Genomic DNA, 22,605 nt, shown 5'->3' with positions numbered 1-22,605 from the left:
AGCTAAAGGATTGCCCACAAGCAAATATGAAGATTACAAAATCAAACTCATGACAGAGCGCTTAACTGGAGAAATAAGTCAATCTTATATAACACCAGCTATGCAATGGGGTATTGAGCATGAAGAGGAGGCTCTCAAAGAATATGCTTTCATTTATGATACACAAATCACTCAATGTGGCTTTATTCAACACCCTACAATTCAAATGGCAGGGGCAAGCCCCGATGGACTGATTGATAAAGATGGCTTAATCGAAATCAAATGTCCTCAATCAAGCAACCATTTGCGCTTCTTTATGGATAATGAGATCAAACCGGAATATCTTGCACAAATGCAATTCCAAATGGCTTGTACGGGACGTAAATGGTGTGATTTTATCAGTTATGACCCACGTTTTACGAGGGACGCATCTCATTTACGTATGAAAATCAAACGTATCCACCGTGATGACAAACAAATTGAACAAATCAATCAAGCGGTTGAAAGCTTTTTAACTGAAATAGAACAAGAGATCCAAAGAATCTCAACAAAAGCCGCCTGATCGCTTATGGGGGTGCTTTTCTTATGCCTCCTAGCACCCCCACCCTTGCCTAATATAAAAAAAGAAGAAGGACCACTTAAATGAAAGAAGAAAAATTATTAGAATCAATAAAAAAAATAAGTTTGTTTGAACAAGCATTATTGTCAATGCGCTTGCAAAGGCTCGTCAATATACAAGACCTATCGATTTATCTTGGAATGTCGATGACCTCTATTAGAGAGCTTGTAAAAGCTGGTGTTTTTCCTAAACCAATACAAGAAGGACGATACTTAAAATGGGATATCGTTGAAATCGACCGCTATATTGAAAGCAAAAAAGCCGAAAGAGACTCTACAGAATTACCATCACTATCGTAACAGTCAACACCCAGTCACAAAAGATGCCCATTGTTCTAAAAGAACACGGCGCTGTTCCAAAAAATCAGTCCTCATATAAGCTTTTGTGACTGAATTTCCTACTGAATGAGACAACGTAAATTCCGCAATTTCAAATGGTGTTGATGTTGTCTCTGCTATCCAATCACGAAGACTAGACCTGAAACCGTGTGGACGATAAATAAGCCCTCTATCTTTCATAAATTTAGAAAGCGTCATATCAGAGATAGGCTGTCCAGAATTCCCAACAAACAAAAATCCATTCTTTTCGATTGCTTTTGCTTTTTCAATAATAGCAAGCGCTTCATCTGTAAGCGGTACACGAAAATCAAAAACCTTTCCAACTATCCCTTTCATATTTTCTTTTGGAATCGTCCAGATTGATTGATTGATTTCCTCCAACCGTATATGCCGAATTGGCATTGAACGAACACCAGTTAAAATTAGAAGTTTTAAGGCTAAATTTGAGACAAGTTCATCATTTAAAGATTGATAAAAATGAGGAACTTCTTTCCATGGCATAGCCGGAATATTTTGAACATTTTGAATAAATTTTCCCAATAAAGCTTTTGCTTTTGGTACCAATTGCATATCTACATCTATACCACGTGCCGCTGCATGTTTTATAGCAATATTTAAACGCGATAAAGCCTTGCTCGCTGTTTCGTTTTTTGTTTTCCAAATAGGTGATAAACACTCTTTTATATCAATCTGCGTCAATTCAGTAATTGCTATATCTCCAAGCTTTGGAAAAACATGCAATGTAAGAGGTGTTAACCACCTTGCGGCTGTTCCTTCATTTTTCAATTCGCTTTTTTTGGCTTCAAAGGCGCTTAAAACAATTTCTCGTAAAGAAATACTATCAACAGCCTGTCGTAACTTTTCATTTTTCCTTTTACGAATCGGGTCAATCCCTTGGTTTAAAAGATCACGGCAAGAGGTAGCCTTAAGTCTTGCTTCTTTCAAAGATACAACACTACAAGAGCCTAACCCCATTTCACGACGTTTTTTATTGAAATCGAATCGAAAAACCCAACGCCCTTGATTCTGTGCTGTTTTAATAAGCCATAATCCAGCTCCATCTGCATATTTACCTTTAGGCAAATTTTTTACAGATAAAGCAGATAATCTATCACGTGTTCTTGTTTTCCTAGTCACTTTTCAAACCACCTTTTGAACCACCTTTTGAATTGCGCTTTCGGTGGATTCATCAGATATCAAAATCGTATGTAAAAAACAATTAAGGAAATAAAAACAATCACTTATAAATGAAATGAGATAAACAACGATATCAAACGATATTGTAGAGAATCTGTAAATGGTGCGGTCGAGAAGACTCGAACTTCCACGGGTTGCCCCACAGCGACCTCAACGCTGCGCGTCTACCAATTCCGCCACGACCGCACGTGGTTAAGCAAAAAGTTCTGGCTTTCAGCCTTTAACAAATCACAAAGAAAGGTACAAGACAATTTTCTCTTTCCCATAATTTATTTTATTCAAACGATTTATAACTTAATAAAGATTACACGAAATATGGGCGTTACGATGATTTTTGAACCATCATCATAAAATGAGCTTGTGCAGTTTGATCTTTTTCATAATAACCATGAAATTTTTTTGTAATTGTTGTGGATCCCTGCTTTTGGATTCCTCTCATAGCCATACACATGTGCTCAGCTTCGATCAATACGGCTACACCACGAGGTTTCAGGTGCATTTCTAAAGCATGAGCCACTTGTGCTGTCATCGTTTCTTGTGTTTGTAAACGATGAGAAAAAATATCTACAATACGCGCAATCTTTGAAAGACCAACAATTTTTGCATCAGGAAGATAGGCTATGTGCGCTTTTCCAATAATCGGAATCATATGATGTTCACAATGCGAATAAAAAGGAATATTTTTTACGATTATCGATTCATTGTATCCTGAAACCTCTTCAAAAACCGTTCCTAAGGTTTCTTCAACTGATTGGTGATAACCATTAAAAAGCTCGCGATATGCCTTGGCTATACGTTTTGGGGTCTCTAAAAGCCCTTCTCTCCTTGGATTTTCCCCTACCCATAAGAGTAATGTACGAACCGCTTCTTCCACCTCTTCAATATTCGGACGCTTTTCTTCAGATAAAAAAGAATCTTTTGCGTCTTCTTTAACAACATTACGCATTCAAAAACTCCAACCTTACTCTATACAAAAACATTTGCAACAGACCTATTTCATTTTGTATAATCTCTATATAAGCGAATTAAAAGTTTAAACAATCACGTCTCTCAAAATTTCAGGCAATAGCGCATGAGTGGCAATATCTATAGTGATAAAATACTTGAATATGCTGCACATATAAGCAGAATTGGGCGTCTTAATAATCCTGATGCAACATCAAAAAGATATGCACATCCTTGCGGCTCAACAATCACTGTAGATTTAAAAGTGAAAGATCATATCGTGATAGATTTTGCTCATGAAATACATGCATGTGTTATAGGGCAAGCCTCAGCGTCACTTTTAGCATCTCATATCATCGGACAAACAACACAAGATCTTAAAATATTACGTAAAGTTATCTATCAAATGCTAAAGCAGAATGGACCTTCTCCTCAAGCTCCCTTTGAGGATTTTTCTTGCTTAGAGCCCATTAAAAACTATAAAATACGTCATGCTGCAACACTACTACCCTTTGATGCAACGATAGACTGCATTCAACAAATTGAAGAAGAAAGAAGAACATAAATGCTCAAATCACAGTTTCGACAAAAAAAAATAACTCGAAATTACACAGGGACTTGGCAAAAAACACCTGGACGATTACTGGGCATTTTTTTAATACGTTTCTATCAAATAACACTTTCGAGTCTTATAGGCAACCAGTGTCGCCATGCCCCAACTTGTTCAGAATATATATATGAAGCAATCGCACGCCATGGGCTTTGGGCTGGTACATGGATGGGTCTCTTTCGTGTCATACGTTGTGGTCCCTTTGGAACAGATGGCTTTGATCCAGTACCTCCTTCGCTTGGAAATTCTTGCTGTTTTTATAAACCTTGGCATTACTGGAAAATTTCTGAAAAACACAACAAATAATCCTTTTCTTTTTTCGTATGTATTGATAAAAAAATTAATCTATAAGCTTTTTGTTCAGTTTTCACGAAACCATCCGCAATCGTTGGCGGAATTGGATTAAAAGGGTGTTTTTATGTCTTGCTCTATTTCTCTTTCTTTTCCCGATGGTTCAAAACGTAATTACCCTGCCGAAATGACGGGCTTGGAATTAGCAGAATCCATTTCTAAATCACTCGCAAAAAAAGCAGTCGCCTATAGTCTTGATGGCATCATGCGAGATCTATCAGATCCATTAGGACAATCTGGTCAAATAGAGATTATTACCCGAGAAGATTCACGGGCTCTTGAGCTCATAAGGCATGATTGCGCCCATGTCCTTGCTGAAGCAGTGCAAGAACTCTTTCCTGAAACGCAAGTGACAATAGGTCCTGTGATTGAGAATGGTTTCTATTATGATTTTGCGCGCCAACAACCTTTTACGTTAGATGACCTCAGCGACATTGAAAAGAAAATGCGTGAAATTATTCAACGCAATGAACCTTTTAGAAAAGAAATTTGGTCTCGTGAAAAAGCAAGAAAAGTTTTTTCTGAGAAAAAGGAATTTTATAAAGTTGAAGTTATTGACAGCATCCCTGACAATCAAGATTTAAAAATCTATTATCAAGGAAAGTGGTTTGATCTTTGTCGCGGACCGCACATGCAGTCTACAGGGCAAATTGGAAATGCTTTCAAATTAATGAAAGTCGCAGGCGCTTACTGGCGTGGCGATGCCAATAATCCAATGCTTACGAGAATTTATGGAACAGCATTTGCAAATGAAAATGACTTAAAAGCCTATCTTCATATGCTAGAAGAAGCTGAAAAACGTGATCATCGCCGCTTGGGACGTGAAATGAACTTATTTCATTTCCAAGAAGAAGGGCCTGGAATGATTTTTTGGCACCAAAAGGGCTGGAAAATGTTCCAAAATTTGATCAATTATATGCGTAGACGCCTTGATGATCACCAATATGCCGAAGTAAATGCACCACAAGTTCTCGATAGATCACTTTGGGAAGTATCGGGGCATTGGGGCTGGTATAAGGAAAACATGTTCAAAGCAATTCCAGCAGCAGAAGATTCAGACCATGGGAATGTTTATGCCCTTAAACCAATGAATTGTCCTGGTCATGTGCAAATTTTTAAACATGGTTTAAAATCTTATCGTGATTTACCTATTAGACTTGCTGAATTTGGTCTTGTTCATCGTTATGAGCCTTCCGGATCTTTGCATGGTCTTATGCGTGTGCGTGGTTTTACACAAGATGATGCACATATTTTTTGTACTGATGAACAATTAGCTGATGAATGTCTCAATATTAATGATCTTATTTTATCAACTTATGCTGATTTTGGTTTTAAAGAAATCAGTCTTAAGCTTTCAACACGTCCAGAAAAACGAGTTGGATCTGATGCATTATGGGACCATGCAGAAACTATCATGCAATCTGTCCTTAAAACAATTGAAACAAAATTTGCGGGACAAATCAAAACAAGTATCCTTCCAGGTGAGGGAGCCTTTTATGGTCCAAAATTTGAATATACATTAAAGGATGCTATCGGTCGTGAATGGCAATGTGGAACAACACAAATAGACTTTAATCTTCCTGAACGTTTTGGTGCATTCTATATTGATAAAGATTCAGAAAAACGCCAACCTGTTATGATCCATCGCGCCATTTTTGGATCAATGGAGCGTTTTCTTGGTATATTAATCGAAAATTTTGCTGGACATATGCCACTTTGGCTTGCTCCTGAACAAATTGTTGTCGCAACAATTACATCCGAAGCAAATGAATATGCCCAAAAAATAACGGCAAGGCTTAAAGCTGCTGGGCTTTCGGCAACAACAGATCTTCGCAAGGAAAAAATTAACTATAAAATACGAGAACATTCTTTACAAAAAGTTCCCGTCATTTTGGTCTGTGGCAAACGTGAATCTGAGACAAACAGCGTAAATATGCGACGCTTAGGAAGTCCGAATCAAACTTTTTTATCTGTAGAAGATGCAATTAAGCAACTCTTAAATGAGGCCACGCCTCCAGATTTACAACGTGTAATAAATGCATAAAATCACAGAAGATGGTAAGATATTAATTTTTTTACTATAAACCGTCAATTTTTGTACAAGATCAAATGATTTGATAATATCGTGTTTTTTATTTCATACATGATTACCGCTTATCAGTAAAGCACGTGGTAATATTTTACGAAGTCGGTTGAAAAAAGAGTTTAATGTAAGCTCTATAAGCTGTTTAAATGCAATAATAGTAATTAATTGAATATTAATGACTCATTGATACATTAATCTTTTATATAGTAGAGCTATGATGCTACTATTCTAAATAGATCATTGTTTACATCAACATCAAGAAAAAAACTAAAAACAAAATTATTATAAATTACGTAAATTAGTTGAATGATGATGTTTCTTATTCATTGAGATATAACTTCATCAAAAAAGGTAATAATTTGATTTATAATGATGATATACAGTTATTTACATTAAACAAGATTCTTAAATATCACAGGATTCTCTCACTTTAAATCTGTTTATGTAGCAGCAATCGAAATCATTCGTTTGCACGTGATAAGCGAGATAAGCCCATGCGAATACAAACTATTTAGAAAGAACTAAAAAATGTCTAAACCATTTCAAAGTCCAAGGTTTTGTTGCAATATTGAGTGCTAATAAAATGTATGAAGGTACCCAACTTGTTTCTTCACAAACGTAAAAATAGTACTGCTCGATAAATTTAACGTTTTCATTCATGAGGGCTGTTGCGAAATGAGCTCGAAAACCTTAAGAAAGATCTCTTTAAAACAAGGACGTGAATGATAACCAATAGTACTCTATAAAAACGCCTCGCAATCTACACTGATAAGATATCGCTTATAACTTCCCTTGAGATTTATAAAGCTAAATCAAAGGAGAATTGATAAAATTGGGTATCCATTCTTTCCTCTCTTCATATTTGACCAAATTAAAAATTATTCCTAAAAAAATAGTCAACTATGCACATGAGGTATATGAGTTGCTCATTTAATATAGTAATCCCGAACCACATTTATAAAGCATCTAAATATCTACAAAATACCTTGCGGCGCTAAATGCTACATATTGATTTATAAAAAACTTTTTAAATAGGTATTTTGCTAAAATGAAAAATATTATTGTTATCGTGCTCTATCAAGAACACGCTTACACTCAATGAGTTCAAACAGGATTTCTTGCAATAATGCTTTATCAGTTTTATCTCTGTAAAGATTCACAGAACCAACAGAGGTCTCTCCCTCATTTCTCATGAAACTCAAAAGCCCAAAAGAAGACTTTTTAGGCTTATTGCTCGTATTTTCAAAAGTTTGTACTGCATGTTTTTTTTCTATGACAACATTCATAGCATCAAGATCGCCATTACCAAATGCAGACACAAAAGCAACACCATTTTCTTTCAAAAGGCGCTGCACACCTTTTATAGTATAACCCTGATCGTACAATAACTGCTTAATACCATTAAGCAAATCAACGTCGACAGGACGATAGTAACGCCTTCCTCCTCCACGTTTCATTGGTTTAATCTGCCTAAAACGTGTTTCCCAGAATCTTAAAACATGCTGGGGAAGCTCCAATAATTCGGCTACTTCGCTAATTGTGCGAAAAGCATCAGAGCTTTTATCCATTTTGCAACCCCTTATCTAAAACACGACAAATGGTTTGATAATGCTTCATTACATCTCAACTTCTCAACAAGATTAGTCAAAAATAGAACCTTGACTACTTACTAAACAGCTTTTTTTAAAAAACATAAATCTTTATTTTATACATTTTTTAACAAATACCAAACATCACTATGGCATTTATTTATGAGAGATTATTTTTCTGTCTTGCACGATGCGAATCTAAAATTCTCTGTTTAAGGATATTTGCAGCCTTAAACGTTACAACACGTCGCGGCGGAATAGGTGCTTCAACACCTGTTTTGGGATTGCGTCCAATACGTTCATTCTTACTGCGAACTTGAAAAGTTGCAAAAGAAGATAATTTAACTGCTTCACCTCTTACAAGTGAGTTGCAAATCTCATCCAAAACCAATTCGACCAAAGCTGCTGATTCAGTATGTGACAAGCCCACTTTTTTACAAACTACGCTCGCTAAATCTGCACGCGTTACTGTCTTACTTGTCATTATAACCACCTATTAAAATATTTAAAATTACAAAATGACTTATACGTTTTATTCAAATATGGTCAAGTAACCATAATTTACCAACGAATAAGAACTGCTCCCCATGTAAATCCACCTCCCATGGCTTCTAACATGATAAGATCTCCTTTTTTAATTCTTCCATCGCAAAGAGCTGTCGTTAAAGCCAATGGAACTGATGCTGCAGACGTATTACCATGTTGATTAATGGTAATCACAACTTTATCTGGCGAAATTCTCAGTTTTTTAGCAGATGCTTCAATAATGCGCTTGTTAGCCTGATGAGGCACAAACCAATCGAGTTGTGAAGAATCCATACCTGCAGCTGCAAAACAATCATCAACCACATCCGTTATCATACCAACAGCATACTTAAAAACTTCTCGTCCTTCCATACGCAAATAACCTGTTGTTTGTGTTGTTGAAGGTCCACCATCAACATACAACTTATCGATATAAGCACCATCAGAACGCAATTTTGCAGATAATATACCACGCTCAAAAGCAATTCCCCCCTCAACTTCTTGTGCTTCCAAAACAGCAGCCCCCGCACCATCACCAAACAAAACACATGTTGTACGGTCTTCCCAATCTAAAATTCGAGAAAATGTATCGGACCCAATTACTAAAATTCTTTTAGCAGCTCCACAGCGTAAATAAGAATCTCCCGTTGTTAAAGCAAAAATAAAACCAGAGCAAACAGCTTGAATATCAAAGGCAAACCCATGGTTCATTCCCAAAGCATTCTGAATTTCAACAGCAGAAGCAGGAAACGTACGATTTGGCGTTGAGGTTGCTAAAATAATACAATCAATATCCTTTATTGTAAGACCAGCATTTATAAGGGCTGTTTGCGCTGCTTCAACGCCTAAAGAAACCGTTGTTTCATTTTCATTGGCAATATAACGTTGATGTATTCCTGTACGTTGAACGATCCATGAATCTGACGTTTCAACAAACTTTGCAATCTCATCATTTGATAAACTTCTTTTCGGCAAAGCACTTCCTACACCACGTATAATTGATCGAATCATTCAGCTCTCACCTTTTCTTCAGACTTTTTATTTCCATTATAAGAGCTCATCATAAGGATTCTCCACTCATCACCACTTCATCTTCCTGATCAAAAAGTGTATCTTTATTCTCATGAAACCGCCGTAAATCAGCCGTTATTTTTTGTAAAAGTTCATTATTAACCACTTCATAACCAACACGGATAGCAGAAGCAAAGCCATTAGCATTCGCACTGCCATGACTTTTTATGACAACACCATTCAAACCTAAAAGCACGCCTCCATTTACCCTATCGGGATCCATTTTATTTTTCAGTGTACGAAAAGCTCTCCGCGATAGAAAATAACCAAGGGATGTTAAAAAAGAACTGCGCAGTGCGGAGTTTAAAATCTCTGCTATCTGTCGCGCGGTCCCTTCTGCTGTTTTTAAAGCAATATTACCAGAAAAACCTTCTGTTACAACAACATCGACTGTCCCTTTTCCAATGTCATTGCCCTCAACAAATCCTTTATATTCCAATCCTTCTAATTGCACTTCACGCAATATCATGCCTGCTTTTTTTATTTCATAAAGTCCTTTAACCTCTTCCACTCCCACATTTAGAAGTCCAACACTTGGTTTTTCCGTATGATATAAAGCGCGAAACATCCCCGCTCCCATAACCGCCAAATCGACCAATTGACGAGCAGATGCACCAATCGTTGCTCCAATATCTAAAACGATACTCTCGCTGCGAAGAGTTGGCCAGATACCCGCAATACCAGGACGTTCAGCCTCTGCCAACATTTTTAAACAAAAATAAGACATGGCCATAAGCGCCCCCGTATTACCAGCAGAAACGCAAGCATCAGCTTCACCATTTTTTACTGCTTCAATGGCATACCACATTGATGATTTACCACGTCCATTGCGAAGGGCTTGGCTTGGCTTTTCATCCATGCGCGTATAGCTTTCTGTAGGATAAAAGCACGATACAGAATCTAAACGGGGATATTTTTTTAAAACCGGCCGAACGACCTCTTCTATCCCATAAAATAAAAAATAAACATCTGATAAATATTTTTGGACAATTGCTGCTCCTGCAATAGCTGCTTCTGGACCGTAATCACCACCCATGACATCCACAGAAATTCTAATCACGCTTTCATATCCCACATCTTTTCATTTACATTTTTAAACACATATTATGATTTTGGGTGACTAAACACTCATAAAGCATATCTTGCGAAAAAAGCTCCACAGAAAATACCGTTTTTATCACAGCATACAATAGATAATTTTTTTATGTTTTTACAATCACTTCCAACTTTTCAAAACAGAAAATGGCGAAAACTTTTTCTCTGCTTCTTCTAAATTTTTAACCACATGCATTTTTATCCCCTCTTTACGTGGATAATGATTAATAGACAACTCAAAAAACTCTTCCATGATTACACCAATATCAATTCGATCATTATAAAATACTTCCGGTGTATCAAGCCCTTCCACATCTAAAAACAATTCTCGTGTATCTTCTGATATTTTGGGCTTCGTTAAATTTGAATCTTCGGGAACAAAAATAACCTCAATATTTTCACGAAGAATATTTTCTAATGGCTCTAATGTAACAACACATAACTGTACTATATGCGCTTGCAACAAACCTTTTATACGCACACCGCGTTTTTTCCACGGAAGAATATGGAATTTTCCCTCACAAGATTTTACTTCAACTAAATCATGGTTTTGAGCTAAATGTGTACATTCTTTTTTGTTTGCACAAAGATGAACTTTTATCCCTTTAGCTGGAAGAGAACGGACGGATATTGGATAGGCCAAAGCAAAAGCCATTTGAGAAACGTTTTGAACATCCATTGACAACTCCCAAATATGAAACTCCATAAAACACTGTGCTTTTATTTAGCTTAAGTATATTTCGTTCATTTTTTTCTTTTCTAAAGAAATTCTATATGGCATAATTTGCTTTATAACAGGGAAACTCAATGTAAGCTACGGTAGATTAAGCTAAAATTAGAAAAACTTGAGGTTGCCTTCTTGTCGTACATCTCAGTATAAAAAGGAGATATCATTGTTTCAAACGCCTCACATAATGATCTTAATCAAACGTAAATTGTTGGTTGGTCTATCAATAGCAAGCATCGTAACACTTGCGGGTTGTAGTCTTCTTGATTCTTCAGGCTCAAGCCAAATTTATAGAGAGGGCTATATTCTTGATAAAAATGCTCTAAGTTCTATTTCTATTGGCTCAAGTCAAGAGCAAGTTCTTTTAACTTTAGGAACACCTTCATTAAAAACAAAATATGATAATGAGGTTTTTTATTACATCTCACAAACACGTTATCGTGGGATGCAGTTTATGAAAACAACGATTATTGATCGCAAAGTTTTAGCTATTTACTTCAATAAAAACAATCAGGTTACAAAGGTTGCTCACTATGGTCTACAAGACGGTCAAGTGTTTGATTTCATTACGCAAACAACACCAACTATAACAAAAGAACACCCTTTCTTAATTCAAATTATAAAAGGTCCTGTAAATCCACCAGCTTCTAATTAAAGTATATTATCTATTTACTTTTGCAATCTTATTAGGTCTGATATTGTCAGATCTAATAAAGGAAGGAATTTTAACTCTTAAAAACGAACTTTTTTTGCCATACTGTCGAGAACTGCATTAACAAGTTTTGGCTCATCACCTTCAAAAAATGCTTTGGCTATATCAACATATTCATTCATGACGACCGCAACAGGAACATCTTTACGGTTGATCAGCTCCCATAAAGCGGCTCGTAAAATTGCTCGCAATATAGAATCAAGACGTGAAAGAGACCATTCTGCAGAAAGCTGTTGATGAATCAGAGGATCAAGCTGCTTTTGGTCTTTTACAACGCCCGTTATAATCGCCAAAAACCATTGAAAATCAGCTTCAAGATACTGGTCTCCATCAATGTCTTTTCCTAAACGATAAGCCTCATACTCAGCAGCCGTTTCCATCACTCCCGAACCCACAATATCCATTTGATAGAGAGCCTGAACTGCAGCCAGTCTTGCTGCACCACGTTTATTGGCTGAACGCGGAAAATCTCTGCTTTTTATATCAGCCATAGTTAACAATTATCTCCAAATCTCTTTTTTAGAGCGATCATGCATAAAGCAGCTTCAGCCGCAAAACCACCTTTATTTTTGTCATCTTGTTTTGCACGCACCCATGCTTGCTCTTTATTTTCAACTGTTAAAATACCATTTCCAATAGCTAAGTGCTTATGAACAGCTAAATCCATCAAGGCCCGACAAGAATCATTGGCAACAATTTCAAAATGATATGTTTCACCCCGAATAACACAACCCAGTGCAACATAACCGTCATAAGATATCTTATTTTGTTCAGCAAAAGCTATTGCAGCTGGTATTTCTAAGGCTCCTGGAACTGTTATAATATCATAACTTGCTTCAGCTTTTTGCAAAGCACTTATAGCACCTTTCAAAAGTGCATCAGAAATCTGTTCATAAAAACGTGCTTCAACAATCAATACGTGAGGATTTTTACGTATCTCTTTCATCATAATGGAATTCCACAAAAAACGAATCAAAAAAACTCAAAGCTATAGAGCATAAAATGCTAAAAACGATCAATAGAGTTATAGCTTATTCAACTTCTCTTTTAAAAGCAAAAAGCTTAGCAGCATAACGAGCAAGCTGGTCAATTTCCAAATTAACCCAATCTCCAATTTTAGCTTGTCCCCACGTTGTCATTTCAAGTGTATGGCGAATAATAAGAACATCAAAAACACAATCTTCAACACCATTAACAGTCAAAGATGTTCCATTAAGCGCAAGTGATCCCTTAAAAACAATAAAAGGCATAAATTTTCTTGAAGCTTTTAAATAAAAACGAATTGCATCCCCTTCATTTTTTTGTTCAACAATTTCAGCTAAGCCATCAATATGACCAGAAACAAAATGCCCTCCCATTTCATCACCCAATCTCAGCGAGCGTTCTAAATTAACAAAAGTTCCTTTTTTCCATTGGGCAAGATTTGTTAAACGTAATGTTTCTTCCCACGCCTCAACAATAAACCAATTGGAGTCTCCTTGTTTAAAGCCTCGTTCTACAACTGTCAGACAAATTCCTGAACACGCAATTGACGCACCAATTGCTAAGTTTTGTATAGCATAGCGTGTAGAAATCTTTACACGCATCCCCTGCTTTAAAGGTTGAACATCCTCAACACAACCGATATCCGTTATAATTCCTGTGAACATAATGTCTTACGTCTCCATTTATAAAAACGGTCATTTCCAAACATTTTTGTCTCAACCTCATGAAATTGCGAAAGATAATTTTCAAAATGAGGGGCTTCAATACGTTTTTTTCCTAAAATAACCGGACTATAAAAACATATCAAATGATCAACACAACCAGCATTCAAAAACTTTTCCCCTGTCTTTACACCTCCTTCCAGTAAAACACTATTAATTCCATGTTTATAAAGCATCTGTAAAAGAGCAAAGGGTTCTACAAAACCATTATTCATCTCTACCGAATAAACAGACACACCATATTGTTCCAACGCATTTTTTTTGTTTTTCTTTGAAAGATCCCCATTACAAATAACCCATGTAGGAATTTTAATGGCTGTTTGGATAACTTTCGCATCAAGGGGAATAGATAAATCTGAATCTAAAATAATACGAATTGGCGAACGCATTTCCATTCCTGGCAAGCGGCAATTGAGTTGTGGATCATCGGCTAATATAGTCCCAATACCAACAAGAATAGCGTTGTTTTGAGCCCGTAGAATATGCGTATGGGTATGGGAAAGGGGACCACTAATTTTTATTCCCCCCTCCTCTTTTTTTCCCACACTATTATCAGCAGAAATTGCCATTTTAAAAGTAACAGCACAACGCTGCATCTTCTTTATACACCAATGCGTCCATAAAGCTTCAAAAGCCTCTTCAACTAAAATGCCCTCAACGACTTCAATACCCGCCGCACGCAAAAGAGCAAGACCACGACCAGCCATACGCTTATCACAATCGGTCAGAGCAACAACAACTCGGGAAATACCTGAATCAATAAGTGCACTAACACACGGAGAAGTTTTTCCATAATGTGCGCAGGGTTCTAAAGTAACATAAGCGGTCGCTCCTTGAGCCAGAGAACCAGCCATACGTAAAGCTTGCACTTCCGCATGAGGTCTGCCATGAAGAGCTGTTACACCATAACCAACAATAAATGACCCAGCACCGCCATCATTTTGCACAATTAGCGCACCCACGGAAGGATTCTCACCTGTAAGTCCCACATGACGCTCTGCTAAACGGATAGCGGCAGCCATAAACCGTTCATCTTGCACTTTCTTATTCATCAAAACGAGATTCTGTATCCGCTACACCCTTTGACAACTCATCGATAATATCGTGAAAATCGCTTGCATTACGAAAATCTCGATACACAGAAGCAAAACGGATATAAGCAATATCATCAATCCTTTTTAATGCTTCCATCACAAGATGCCCAATTTTTTCTGAAGCAATCTCTGGTTCTCCCAAACTCTCAAGCTGGCGTACAATGCCAGAGATTGCTCGTTCAATACGATCAGGATCAATATTGCGCTTACGTACTGCCACATCAACTGATCGCATTAATTTATCACGATCAAATGGTTCATATCGTCCACTTTTTTTAGTAACCAAAAGCTCACGCAATTGAACACGTTCAAAAGTTGTAAAACGACCACCGCAGACAGAACACACACGGCGGCGCCGAATCACCGCCCCCTCTTCTGCTGGACGTGAATCTTTTACCTGTGTATCCTCATATTGGCAGTAAGGACAGCGCATCTCTTTTTTACCCTTAACGCGTGCTAAGATAAGAGTAAAGAGGATATTGATTCGTTATATCTTCCACCTTTTTCTTAACTGCCATTTCAACGGCATGATTATCTTCATCACTTTTTGCATTCCGAAGACCATCAAGAACTTCTGCAACCAGATGCGCAACTTGAACAAACTCCTTTTCTGAAAAACCACGCGTTGTGGCAGCAGGTGATCCCAAACGAACTCCCGATGTTATAGATGGTGTTTCAGGATCAAAAGGAATGCCATTTTTATTGCAGGTAATATGAGCACGTCCTAAAGCCAATTCGGCACGTTTTCCTGTAAGATTTTTCGAACGTAAATCAACCAACAATAAATGATTATCTGTACCGCCAGAAACAATATTAAAACCATGACTCTGTAATGTTTTTGCTAAAGCTTTCGCATTAGCGACAACATGAGCACTGTAACTCTTAAAAGATGGATGCAAAGCTTCCGCAAATGCAACAGCCTTTGCCGCAATCACATGCATTAAAGGTCCCCCTTGAAGACCAGGGAAAATAGCAGAATTGATTTTTCTGGATAAACTCTCATCATTTGTCAAGATCAACCCACCACGAGGTCCTCGAAGCGATTTATGTGTTGTTGTCGTTACGATATGCGCATGGGGGACTGGGGAAGGATGTACACCACCAGCAACAAGACCAGCAATATGAGACATATCTACAAGAAAATGAGCACCAATCTCATCTGCAATTTCACGGAAGCGTTCCCAATCCCAGAATCGAGGATAAGATGACCCCCCTGCTATAATAAGTTTTGGCTTACGTTCTTTTGCAAGCCGCTCAACCTCATCCATATCAATAATCTGATCTTCTTGACGTACACCATAGGAAACAACATCAAACCATTTTCCCGACATATTGACAGATGAACCATGTGTAAGGTGACCACCAGCATTTAAATCCAACCCCATAAATGTGTCACCAGGCTGAAGTAACGCCAGAAAGACAGCTTGATTCATTTGGCTACCAGAATTAGGCTGTACATTTGCAAAAGCAGCACCAAAAAGCTGTTTTGCTCTTTCAATAGCTAAATCTTCAACAACATCGACAAATTGACACCCGCCATAATAGCGCTTTCTTGGATAACCTTCTGCATATTTATTGGTTAAAACAGACCCTTGTGCTTCAAGAACCGCTCTTGAAACAATATTCTCTGAAGCAATCAGCTCAATCTCATTTTGTTGCCGCTCAAACTCCCCTCTAATGGCGTTAAAAATTGCACCATCAACTGTCTGTAAATTATCATTAAAAAAGCGCTTTTGTGCGTCATTTTCTTGCTGATTCATAAAACACATCCCTAACATTAAAAAATAAAGTCACTAGACGATAACACAGCAAACTATGCAAACCAAACATTTTAAATCACTTGCACTCAAAAATACTGATACAAATATCTATCTTATTCCTCGTCATGGAAACAGTAAAAAACTTCTCTCGTAAGAAGAATAAAAAATGAAGTTAAGTTTCTTCTTTTGTGTCCTTATTTACACCTTCTACAAAAAAAATCTATAATCTAAAGGAATTCAATAAGTTAATGATTATTATTTAAGTTGGTAATGATTTAAAATAATTTATAATAAAAGACTAGATATCGTAGGAAAAATTAATACAAGGCGTTTAAGAATGGTAACCAAAGTTTTTATTGATGGTGAACACGGTACAACCGGACTACAAATACAAAAACGCTTAGAGAAACGTACAGATTTAAAACTACTCTCTCTTGCTCATAAGGATCGCCATAATGTTCATCTGCGGCATGACTATCTTACTCAAACAGATATTGCTATTTTATGTCTTCCAGATGATGCAGCACGCAAAACTGTTCATTGGCTTAGAAAAAATAAAAACATTAGGGTTATTGATAGCTCAACAGCTCACCGTGTTGCCCCAAACTGGGTTTACGGTTTTCCTGAAATGACAGCAGGGCAAAAAAAACGCATTCAAGCAGCCCATTACGTCTCTAATCCTGGATGTTATCCTACTGGAGCCATTAGCTTGATTCGTCCCCTTCGTGAAGCAGGATTGTTAGACGCCGATTATCCCATCTCGATTCATGCAATCTCCGGCTATACCGGTGGAGGAAGACAACTGATTACACAAATGGAAAATCAATCTCAAGAAAATATTCAGGAAAATTATTTTATCTATGGCCTCAATCTTGAACACAAACATGTACCAGAAATTAAACTCCATGGACAAATTAATCAAACACCACTTTTTATACCCAGTGTTGGTCGTTTTCCTCAAGGAATGATTGTGAATCTTCCACTACACCGCCATTTATTCACAAAATCAGCAAACTGTTCTGATCTGCGCGAAATTCTTGCAAACCATTACGAAGGACAAAACATCATTTCAGTTGCATCACAAGATGAAACAGCTTCTCTTCAAAGACTAAATCCAGAATGTTTTGCCAATAAAGATGGTATGAAATTGCTCGTATTTGGAAATGATCGCGAAGGAATTTTTAATCTCTGTGCTCTCTTCGATAATTTAGGAAAAGGCGCATCAGCTGCCGCTATTCAAAACCTAGATTTAATGCTTTTAGCCAATTAAACGCCATCTGGATACATACTTTTATTCAACAACCTTTTATTCAACAACGTGATACGCCCCTTTTGTTGCTCGCCAGTGTGCAACCGCAAAACATAACACGGCCAATGCCATACTTTGATGAATGAGCCCTAAACTTATCGGAACCTCATGTAACAGTGTCAAGATACCTAAAAGTGCTTGGATAATGATCATAAAGCAGATAAAAAATGCCCGACGAGAATGGGTTGAATTGGGAACATTTTTTTGCACATAGAAAGCATGAATAACTGAGACAATAAATAAAAAATAAGCAAAAAACCGATGAATAAATTGAACAGTTAAGGAATTTTCGAATAAATTGAGCCAAACAGGACGTTGCTGCAACAATCCATCAGGAATGATCTGACCATCCATAAGGGGCCATGTATTATAGACTTTTCCAGCATGAAGCCCTGCAACCAAAGCGCCCAAATAAATCTCTATCAAAACGAAAATAACGAGCCAAGCCGCAAAATATTGCACCTTTTGATTGGCTGGTTTTTCTGAATATTCTGCAAGTCCTCGAGATAAATAAGTAACAAAAATAATAACCAAACATGCCGTTATAAGATGAAATGCTAAACGATATTGGCTCACGCTTGTTAGATTACTTTGGCCAATCCCTGAAGCGACCATCCACCAACCAATAAAGCCTTGAAAGGCGATAAGGATCGGCACAACAATAAGCGGGAGTAAAATATTTTTTTCAATACGCTTCGTCACCCAAAACCAAATTAACCCCAATAAAGCGACAAGACCAACAAGACGCCCGAGAACACGGTGCGCCCATTCCCACCAAAAAATGACCTTAAAAGCACTTAAAGTCATATCAGGATTAAGCAACTTATACTGTGTTATCTGTTGATATTTTAAAAATTCCTCTTGCCATTGCTCTACACCGATCGGTGGAATAACACCATGAATTGGCTTCCATTCCGTTATTGATAATCCTGATCCCGTCAAACGGGTTGCCCCCCCTACTAAAACAATTGCTAAACAAAGCAATAAAATAGAATAAAGCCACACCTGAATTTGCTTCCGATTTCTCTTTTGCACAGGTGTTAAAAGGTTATTGTTTAATCTTTTTACTGCCATCTCTGATTGCCCCACGCTTCTCTCCAACTACAATGCATTTTTAAATTTAAACACAAAATCTTCGTATTTGAGTATGTACTATAACTTTAGCAAAAAACAAGCATACCACTATAACATGCAATACATATTTCTTTTTTTACGAAATTCATAATGCAACAACACGATACACAGTCTTTGGAAAGCGACTGACCATTCGCATCATCCAGTCCTGTTTATTAAGAACAGTATTAGAAATATAATAGTCCGTTAGCTCTGCAAATTGCTCAAATCCATATTTAGGTTCGCTTGCCATCTCTAAAATGATAAAATCATACTCTTTTTTAAATTCTTGTAATATATGAGAAATATTATTTGAAAAATCTTGTGCAGAAACAGCGCTTGTTAATCCTTGAGGGAGAATATCAACCCCCGTATCATAATCACGGTAAATAACGTCATGCAACTGAGCATTACCGGTTAAAATATCACTCAGCCCCCGATGTGGACCAATAACTTTCTCTATTTGTTGGCCAGAGATATCAACCAACAAAATTGTTTTGTTCTCTTTTATAAGATGAAGTGAAAGTTTTGCCGCTGTCCGCGCTGCCTCTGGTCCAATGATTGAAATAACAGTTGAAGCACGCCATTTCAAAACATCAGATAATCCCTCTATCGTAATAAAGGCTTCAAGATTTTTCACTTCTTGAGAAACTAAAATATTCTCATTTTTCTTGAGGGCATTTTCTTTAGACTTCAAATCCTCTTCTGAGAGTTGATTTTTTTTGCTTCTAAAGCATGGATAAAATAATACTATTCCGAGCAAAAGAGTAAGGAAGCTCGCCAATGCACTCACAAGAATATTTTTTCCATAAAGAGCCATAAAAGAAATTGGCGCTAACGTTGTTGGCACAACCACTTGAATCTTTGTATTTTGCAAGAGAAGAGAATCATCATTCACCCCCCGATATAAACCAATAACTTTTTCCTTCCCTTGAGTAGACTTACTCATCGCTTTATTTTGTACATCAATCTCTGCTTTTATTTTATTTTCAAACGCGTTAAAGATTTGATCCAAAGAATGTGATTGATCTTTTACAAAAAAGCTCATCTTTTTTTTGAGCTGTTTTTCTAACTCCGTTGCAATAATTTCATCTGAATGAACTTGGTCAACGATCTGTGAAATTTTATTTTTTAATTGATAAGAAACCGCCTCTAACTCCGCAGTCATGGCCTTAATTTGAGGATGTGTCCACCCTAATTGTGCAGCCATGTGTGCTCTTTGTGCTTCCAAGAGATTACGTTTAGATTCCAGAGATACAATTGCTGAATTGCCTGCAATAAATGATAAAGACAGTAAAGACTGCCCTTTTTCACGCATCATGTTAATTGTTGAATTCAAACTTGTTAAATGAATACGCTTTAAAGTTGCTTGCGTTAATTGCAGTGAAAGATCATGAAGCTCTGTTTGTTTGACACCATGCTGAATAAAAGAATCAATAGAAGCACGAAATTCCTGCATAACATTAACGATCGCAGTATTATCATATCGCTTGTCTTTTAATTTCTCATTTAACAAAGATTGTTTTTGTTTTACGATTACTTGTGAAAATGTAGAAAACCAAGCTTCCACCCCCCATTGAGCTGCTTCAGGTGTTTCAGCTTCGAAAGTAAGATTAATAAGATCACCATGACGCGATAAACGAATATTTTCCTGTTTTTTTTTCTTATAAAAAGCACTTAAAGAAAAATGCGAATCATCTAAAAATATAGGCTGTGAAAACAAAAAGGTGATAATATTGTCTTGTTTTTCAATTGGAAGTGGCTTGCCTACAGAATCAGATAATGAAAATACTAAAGTTGCTTGGTAACCACGAGGTTGAATAAAATAATACAACAAAATAAAAGAGATAGACAGAATTTGTAACAGCAAAACAATCAAAATGTTTCGCCATACTGTGCGTACGAACAGTCTTTTATTGCATTTAAGACTCATCTTTATTTTAACCAGCAAAATACTTCTTCATATCGTTTTATTAAGAGAAAGTAGTAACTATCCTCTTAACTTGCAGCCATATTATTTTGAGATAAGAAAAACATAAAATTTGAGTAAAAAATTTCAACAATAGCTTTTAAAAACTTAATTCATATTTTTTTTGATGCTCTCTAGTTGTTTTTTTGCTTCAGAAGTAAGAACGGCTCTAATGGTAACAGAGCCATCATCATGTCCTTCCTGCTTTATTTCTGCAGAGTTTTCATAAAACCAATCAATAAGTGACATTTCATGAGGTTTTAAAAGATATTCAATGCTTTTCACCTCTCCAAAAATTTGCTTTTCAATAGTTCTTAATAATTGATCGAGTCCGTCCCCTTTAAGAGCTGATACCATGAGAGCAGGGTTTAATCGTGTTTTCGCGCTCGTTTGTAAAACATTCAATGCTTGCTCATCTAACATATCAATCTTATTCCAAACTTCTATGATATGCTCTGTATCATCAATATCGATATCAAGACTTGAAAGCACTTCTAAGACATCTTGGGCATGGGCTCGATGATCAAGATCTGACATATCTCTTACATGCAGAATAAGATCCGCCTCAACCACTTCTTCAAGGGTTGCTCTAAAAGCTGCAATCAAATTTGTTGGCAAATTAGAGATAAAACCTACAGTATCAGACAAAAGAATAGTTTTTCCATGGGGAAGAACAACTTTGCGCAAAGTCGGATCAAGCGTTGCAAATAACATATTCTTTGCTAAAACATCAGCACCGCTTAAACAGTTAAAAAGAGTTGATTTTCCTGTGTTCGTGTATCCAACCAAAGCAACAACAGGATAGGATGTTTTTTTTCTTTTTGCTCTATGAAGTGTACGTGTTTTAATAACCGTTTCCAATTCGCGGCGAATACGAATAATTTTTTCTTGTAAAAGACGCCTGTCTGCTTCAATTTGCGTTTCACCAGGTCCACCTAGGAACCCACGCCCTCCCCGTTGCCGTTCCAAGTGTGTCCAACTCCGCACAAGCCGCCCTTTTTGATAGGACAAATGCGCCAACTCTACTTGCAAAACCCCTTCTTTTGTTCGTGCACGATCACCAAAAATTTCAAGAATTAAAGCTGTTCTATCAATAACTTTACAATTCCATAATTTTTCCAAATTACGCTGCTGCACTGGCGTTAAAAAGTGATCTATAATCGCAAGCTCAATAGAATATTCATCGATATAATCGGCAAGCACATCTGCTTTACCTTTTCCAAAGAGAGTCGCAGGACGGGGTGTTGTAATATTAATTGTTTCATAACTAACAACTTCTAACCTTATAGCACGCGCTAAGCCCAATGCCTCTTGAACGCGAGAAGATATAGAACACTCCCTCAAAGAGTTTTCAATTCTATTCTCTTGAAAAATTGGTATCAAAACAAGTGCGCGCACTTGTTTTATAATTTGCGAAAATACTCCTCCTAATCTCTCATTTTTATTTACCATAGCAATCTAAGTACTTTATAAAATGGGATAAGAGGTTTATCTTAAAATGATGTGTTTATTCAGGACTTTCTCCTTCAAACATCTGTACAGGCTGTCCGGGCATAATTGTAGAAATAGCATGCTTATAAACCAATTGCGCGTGTCCATCTCGGCGCAAAAGGACACAAAAATTATCAAATGAAGTTACAATACCCGTGAGTTTAACGCCATTAACAAGAAAAATGGTAAGGGAAATTTTCTGCTTACGCACCGTATTTAAAAATACATCTTGCAGGTGTTGTGATCGCTCTGCCATTATTCTTACACCTTCATCTCGATTGCATAAAATATTCGTGCATGCATATCGACTGAAAAATAT

The 22,605-nt window shown here is 36.9% G+C and carries 24 protein-coding genes and 1 tRNA gene; 7 read left to right on the top strand and 18 right to left on the bottom strand.

What is annotated here, in order from left to right; translation table 11 throughout:
- Positions 1 to 541: lambda exonuclease family protein (locus PVV65_RS04870; RefSeq protein ID WP_273789392.1), on the top strand; the 541-nt coding region annotated here is incomplete at its 5' end.
- Between the two features lie 80 nt (positions 542 to 621).
- The gene (locus tag PVV65_RS04865) at positions 622 to 897 is read left to right on the top strand and encodes an AlpA family transcriptional regulator (protein WP_273782698.1); all 276 of its coding nucleotides are present in this window, start codon (positions 622 to 624) and stop codon (positions 895 to 897) included.
- 3 nt (positions 898 to 900) lie between these two features.
- On the opposite strand, the gene PVV65_RS04860 is transcribed toward PVV65_RS04865, so the two are convergent.
- From PVV65_RS04860 to folE, 3 genes are all read right to left on the bottom strand, one after another.
- A complete protein-coding gene (locus PVV65_RS04860; RefSeq protein ID WP_273789391.1) occupies positions 901 to 2,073 on the bottom strand; it encodes a site-specific integrase in 1,173 nt (390 codons plus the stop codon).
- 161 nt (positions 2,074 to 2,234) lie between these two features.
- Positions 2,235 to 2,319 (bottom strand) — tRNA-Leu (locus PVV65_RS04855).
- Between the two features lie 136 nt (positions 2,320 to 2,455).
- The gene (gene folE / locus PVV65_RS04850) at positions 2,456 to 3,079 is read right to left on the bottom strand and encodes a GTP cyclohydrolase I FolE (protein ID WP_273754299.1); all 624 of its coding nucleotides are present in this window, start codon (positions 3,077 to 3,079) and stop codon (positions 2,456 to 2,458) included.
- 126 nt (positions 3,080 to 3,205) lie between these two features.
- Between folE and PVV65_RS04845 the strand changes: the two genes are divergently transcribed.
- The 3 genes from PVV65_RS04845 (at position 3,206) to thrS (ending at position 6,083) form a co-directional block, all read left to right on the top strand.
- The gene (locus PVV65_RS04845) at positions 3,206 to 3,643 is read left to right on the top strand and encodes an iron-sulfur cluster assembly scaffold protein (protein ID WP_273754300.1); all 438 of its coding nucleotides are present in this window, start codon (positions 3,206 to 3,208) and stop codon (positions 3,641 to 3,643) included.
- Positions 3,644 to 3,994, top strand: a complete 351-nt coding sequence (yidD, locus tag PVV65_RS04840) for a membrane protein insertion efficiency factor YidD (RefSeq protein ID WP_273754301.1) — start codon at positions 3,644 to 3,646, stop codon at positions 3,992 to 3,994.
- Between the two features lie 112 nt (positions 3,995 to 4,106).
- A complete protein-coding gene (gene thrS, locus PVV65_RS04835; protein WP_273789390.1) occupies positions 4,107 to 6,083 on the top strand; it encodes a threonine--tRNA ligase in 1,977 nt (658 codons plus the stop codon).
- A 1,106-nt stretch (positions 6,084 to 7,189) separates the two neighbouring features.
- Here the strand turns inward: thrS and PVV65_RS04830 are convergent.
- The 5 genes from PVV65_RS04830 to PVV65_RS04810 form a co-directional block, all read right to left on the bottom strand.
- Positions 7,190 to 7,693: a MerR family transcriptional regulator gene (locus PVV65_RS04830; RefSeq protein WP_273754303.1), complete on the bottom strand. Its 504-nt coding sequence runs from the start codon at positions 7,691 to 7,693 to the stop codon at positions 7,190 to 7,192.
- Positions 7,694 to 7,874: 181 nt separating this feature from the next.
- Positions 7,875 to 8,198, bottom strand: a complete 324-nt coding sequence (locus tag PVV65_RS04825; RefSeq protein ID WP_005773477.1) for an integration host factor subunit alpha — start codon at positions 8,196 to 8,198, stop codon at positions 7,875 to 7,877.
- Positions 8,199 to 8,275: 77 nt separating this feature from the next.
- The gene (locus PVV65_RS04820; protein ID WP_273789389.1) at positions 8,276 to 9,250 is read right to left on the bottom strand and encodes a beta-ketoacyl-ACP synthase III; all 975 of its coding nucleotides are present in this window, start codon (positions 9,248 to 9,250) and stop codon (positions 8,276 to 8,278) included.
- Positions 9,251 to 9,299: 49 nt separating this feature from the next.
- A complete protein-coding gene (gene plsX, locus PVV65_RS04815; RefSeq protein ID WP_273789388.1) occupies positions 9,300 to 10,370 on the bottom strand; it encodes a phosphate acyltransferase PlsX in 1,071 nt (356 codons plus the stop codon).
- Between the two features lie 156 nt (positions 10,371 to 10,526).
- Complete coding sequence (locus PVV65_RS04810) at positions 10,527 to 11,084, bottom strand: DUF177 domain-containing protein (RefSeq protein ID WP_273789387.1); 558 nt, start codon at positions 11,082 to 11,084, stop codon at positions 10,527 to 10,529.
- 235 nt (positions 11,085 to 11,319) lie between these two features.
- On the opposite strand from PVV65_RS04810, the gene PVV65_RS04805 reads away from it, so the two are divergent.
- Positions 11,320 to 11,787: an outer membrane protein assembly factor BamE gene (locus PVV65_RS04805; RefSeq protein WP_273789396.1), complete on the top strand. Its 468-nt coding sequence runs from the start codon at positions 11,320 to 11,322 to the stop codon at positions 11,785 to 11,787.
- Positions 11,788 to 11,864: 77 nt separating this feature from the next.
- On the opposite strand, the gene nusB is transcribed toward PVV65_RS04805, so the two are convergent.
- The 6 genes from nusB to glyA form a co-directional block, all read right to left on the bottom strand.
- Positions 11,865 to 12,335, bottom strand: a complete 471-nt coding sequence (gene nusB, locus PVV65_RS04800; RefSeq protein WP_273789386.1) for a transcription antitermination factor NusB — start codon at positions 12,333 to 12,335, stop codon at positions 11,865 to 11,867.
- A gap of 2 nt (positions 12,336 to 12,337) precedes the next feature.
- Positions 12,338 to 12,793 carry a 6,7-dimethyl-8-ribityllumazine synthase gene (locus PVV65_RS04795; protein ID WP_273789385.1) on the bottom strand — a complete coding sequence of 152 codons (456 nt, stop codon included), beginning with the start codon at positions 12,791 to 12,793 and terminating at the stop codon, positions 12,338 to 12,340.
- An 82-nt stretch (positions 12,794 to 12,875) separates the two neighbouring features.
- The gene (locus PVV65_RS04790) at positions 12,876 to 13,493 is read right to left on the bottom strand and encodes a riboflavin synthase (RefSeq protein WP_273754312.1); all 618 of its coding nucleotides are present in this window, start codon (positions 13,491 to 13,493) and stop codon (positions 12,876 to 12,878) included.
- Positions 13,475 to 14,602 carry a bifunctional diaminohydroxyphosphoribosylaminopyrimidine deaminase/5-amino-6-(5-phosphoribosylamino)uracil reductase RibD gene (gene ribD, locus PVV65_RS04785; RefSeq protein ID WP_273754314.1) on the bottom strand — a complete coding sequence of 376 codons (1,128 nt, stop codon included), beginning with the start codon at positions 14,600 to 14,602 and terminating at the stop codon, positions 13,475 to 13,477. Before ribD ends, PVV65_RS04790 begins: the two co-directional genes overlap by 19 nt.
- The gene (gene nrdR / locus PVV65_RS04780; protein ID WP_273754316.1) at positions 14,595 to 15,077 is read right to left on the bottom strand and encodes a transcriptional regulator NrdR; all 483 of its coding nucleotides are present in this window, start codon (positions 15,075 to 15,077) and stop codon (positions 14,595 to 14,597) included. The genes ribD and nrdR overlap by 8 nt, the downstream gene beginning before the upstream one ends.
- Before the next feature lie 13 nt (positions 15,078 to 15,090).
- Positions 15,091 to 16,404 carry a serine hydroxymethyltransferase gene (gene glyA, locus PVV65_RS04775; protein ID WP_273789384.1) on the bottom strand — a complete coding sequence of 438 codons (1,314 nt, stop codon included), beginning with the start codon at positions 16,402 to 16,404 and terminating at the stop codon, positions 15,091 to 15,093.
- A 337-nt stretch (positions 16,405 to 16,741) separates the two neighbouring features.
- On the opposite strand from glyA, the gene argC reads away from it, so the two are divergent.
- Positions 16,742 to 17,674 (top strand): N-acetyl-gamma-glutamyl-phosphate reductase, encoded by a 933-nt coding sequence (gene argC, locus PVV65_RS04770; protein ID WP_273789383.1) that lies wholly within the window; start codon positions 16,742 to 16,744, stop codon positions 17,672 to 17,674.
- 36 nt (positions 17,675 to 17,710) lie between these two features.
- Here argC and PVV65_RS04765 read toward each other — a convergent pair whose 3' ends face one another.
- The 4 genes from PVV65_RS04765 to hfq form a co-directional block, all read right to left on the bottom strand.
- Positions 17,711 to 18,802: a COX15/CtaA family protein gene (locus PVV65_RS04765; protein WP_273789382.1), complete on the bottom strand. Its 1,092-nt coding sequence runs from the start codon at positions 18,800 to 18,802 to the stop codon at positions 17,711 to 17,713.
- 130 nt (positions 18,803 to 18,932) lie between these two features.
- Entirely contained in the window at positions 18,933 to 20,759 is a 1,827-nt protein-coding gene (locus tag PVV65_RS04760; RefSeq protein WP_273789381.1) for a hypothetical protein, read from the bottom strand.
- Between the two features lie 144 nt (positions 20,760 to 20,903).
- Positions 20,904 to 22,247: a GTPase HflX gene (gene hflX, locus PVV65_RS04755; protein WP_273789380.1), complete on the bottom strand. Its 1,344-nt coding sequence runs from the start codon at positions 22,245 to 22,247 to the stop codon at positions 20,904 to 20,906.
- A 55-nt stretch (positions 22,248 to 22,302) separates the two neighbouring features.
- Positions 22,303 to 22,542: an RNA chaperone Hfq gene (hfq, locus tag PVV65_RS04750; RefSeq protein WP_005773461.1), complete on the bottom strand. Its 240-nt coding sequence runs from the start codon at positions 22,540 to 22,542 to the stop codon at positions 22,303 to 22,305.
- Positions 22,543 to 22,605: the final 63 nt, after the last annotated feature.

It is taken from the genome of Bartonella sp. ML70XJBT (assembly GCF_028618425.1).
Lineage (GTDB): Bacteria > Pseudomonadota > Alphaproteobacteria > Rhizobiales > Rhizobiaceae > Bartonella.
Note: the sequence above shows the minus strand (reverse complement) of the source record. Positions and strands in the feature narration are given on the sequence as shown.

Coding starts and splice junctions, on each gene's coding strand:
- PVV65_RS04790 (WP_273754312.1), bottom strand. CDS start 13,493: ATGTTCACAGGAATTATAACGGATATCGGTTGTGTTGAGGATGTTCAA.
- glyA (WP_273789384.1), bottom strand. CDS start 16,404: ATGAATCAGCAAGAAAATGACGCACAAAAGCGCTTTTTTAATGATAAT.
- nrdR (WP_273754316.1), bottom strand. CDS start 15,077: ATGCGCTGTCCTTACTGCCAATATGAGGATACACAGGTAAAAGATTCA.
- PVV65_RS04830 (WP_273754303.1), bottom strand. CDS start 7,693: ATGGATAAAAGCTCTGATGCTTTTCGCACAATTAGCGAAGTAGCCGAA.
- PVV65_RS04865 (WP_273782698.1), top strand. CDS start 622: ATGAAAGAAGAAAAATTATTAGAATCAATAAAAAAAATAAGTTTGTTT.
- argC (WP_273789383.1), top strand. CDS start 16,742: ATGGTAACCAAAGTTTTTATTGATGGTGAACACGGTACAACCGGACTA.
- PVV65_RS04760 (WP_273789381.1), bottom strand. CDS start 20,759: ATGAGTCTTAAATGCAATAAAAGACTGTTCGTACGCACAGTATGGCGA.
- PVV65_RS04825 (WP_005773477.1), bottom strand. CDS start 8,198: ATGACAAGTAAGACAGTAACGCGTGCAGATTTAGCGAGCGTAGTTTGT.
- PVV65_RS04810 (WP_273789387.1), bottom strand. CDS start 11,084: ATGGATGTTCAAAACGTTTCTCAAATGGCTTTTGCTTTGGCCTATCCA.
- yidD (WP_273754301.1), top strand. CDS start 3,644: ATGCTCAAATCACAGTTTCGACAAAAAAAAATAACTCGAAATTACACA.
- PVV65_RS04805 (WP_273789396.1), top strand. CDS start 11,320: ATGATCTTAATCAAACGTAAATTGTTGGTTGGTCTATCAATAGCAAGC.
- ribD (WP_273754314.1), bottom strand. CDS start 14,602: ATGAATAAGAAAGTGCAAGATGAACGGTTTATGGCTGCCGCTATCCGT.
- PVV65_RS04795 (WP_273789385.1), bottom strand. CDS start 12,793: ATGATGAAAGAGATACGTAAAAATCCTCACGTATTGATTGTTGAAGCA.
- hfq (WP_005773461.1), bottom strand. CDS start 22,542: ATGGCAGAGCGATCACAACACCTGCAAGATGTATTTTTAAATACGGTG.
- thrS (WP_273789390.1), top strand. CDS start 4,107: ATGTCTTGCTCTATTTCTCTTTCTTTTCCCGATGGTTCAAAACGTAAT.
- folE (WP_273754299.1), bottom strand. CDS start 3,079: ATGCGTAATGTTGTTAAAGAAGACGCAAAAGATTCTTTTTTATCTGAA.
- PVV65_RS04845 (WP_273754300.1), top strand. CDS start 3,206: ATGAGTGGCAATATCTATAGTGATAAAATACTTGAATATGCTGCACAT.
- nusB (WP_273789386.1), bottom strand. CDS start 12,335: ATGGCTGATATAAAAAGCAGAGATTTTCCGCGTTCAGCCAATAAACGT.
- PVV65_RS04820 (WP_273789389.1), bottom strand. CDS start 9,250: ATGATTCGATCAATTATACGTGGTGTAGGAAGTGCTTTGCCGAAAAGA.
- hflX (WP_273789380.1), bottom strand. CDS start 22,247: ATGGTAAATAAAAATGAGAGATTAGGAGGAGTATTTTCGCAAATTATA.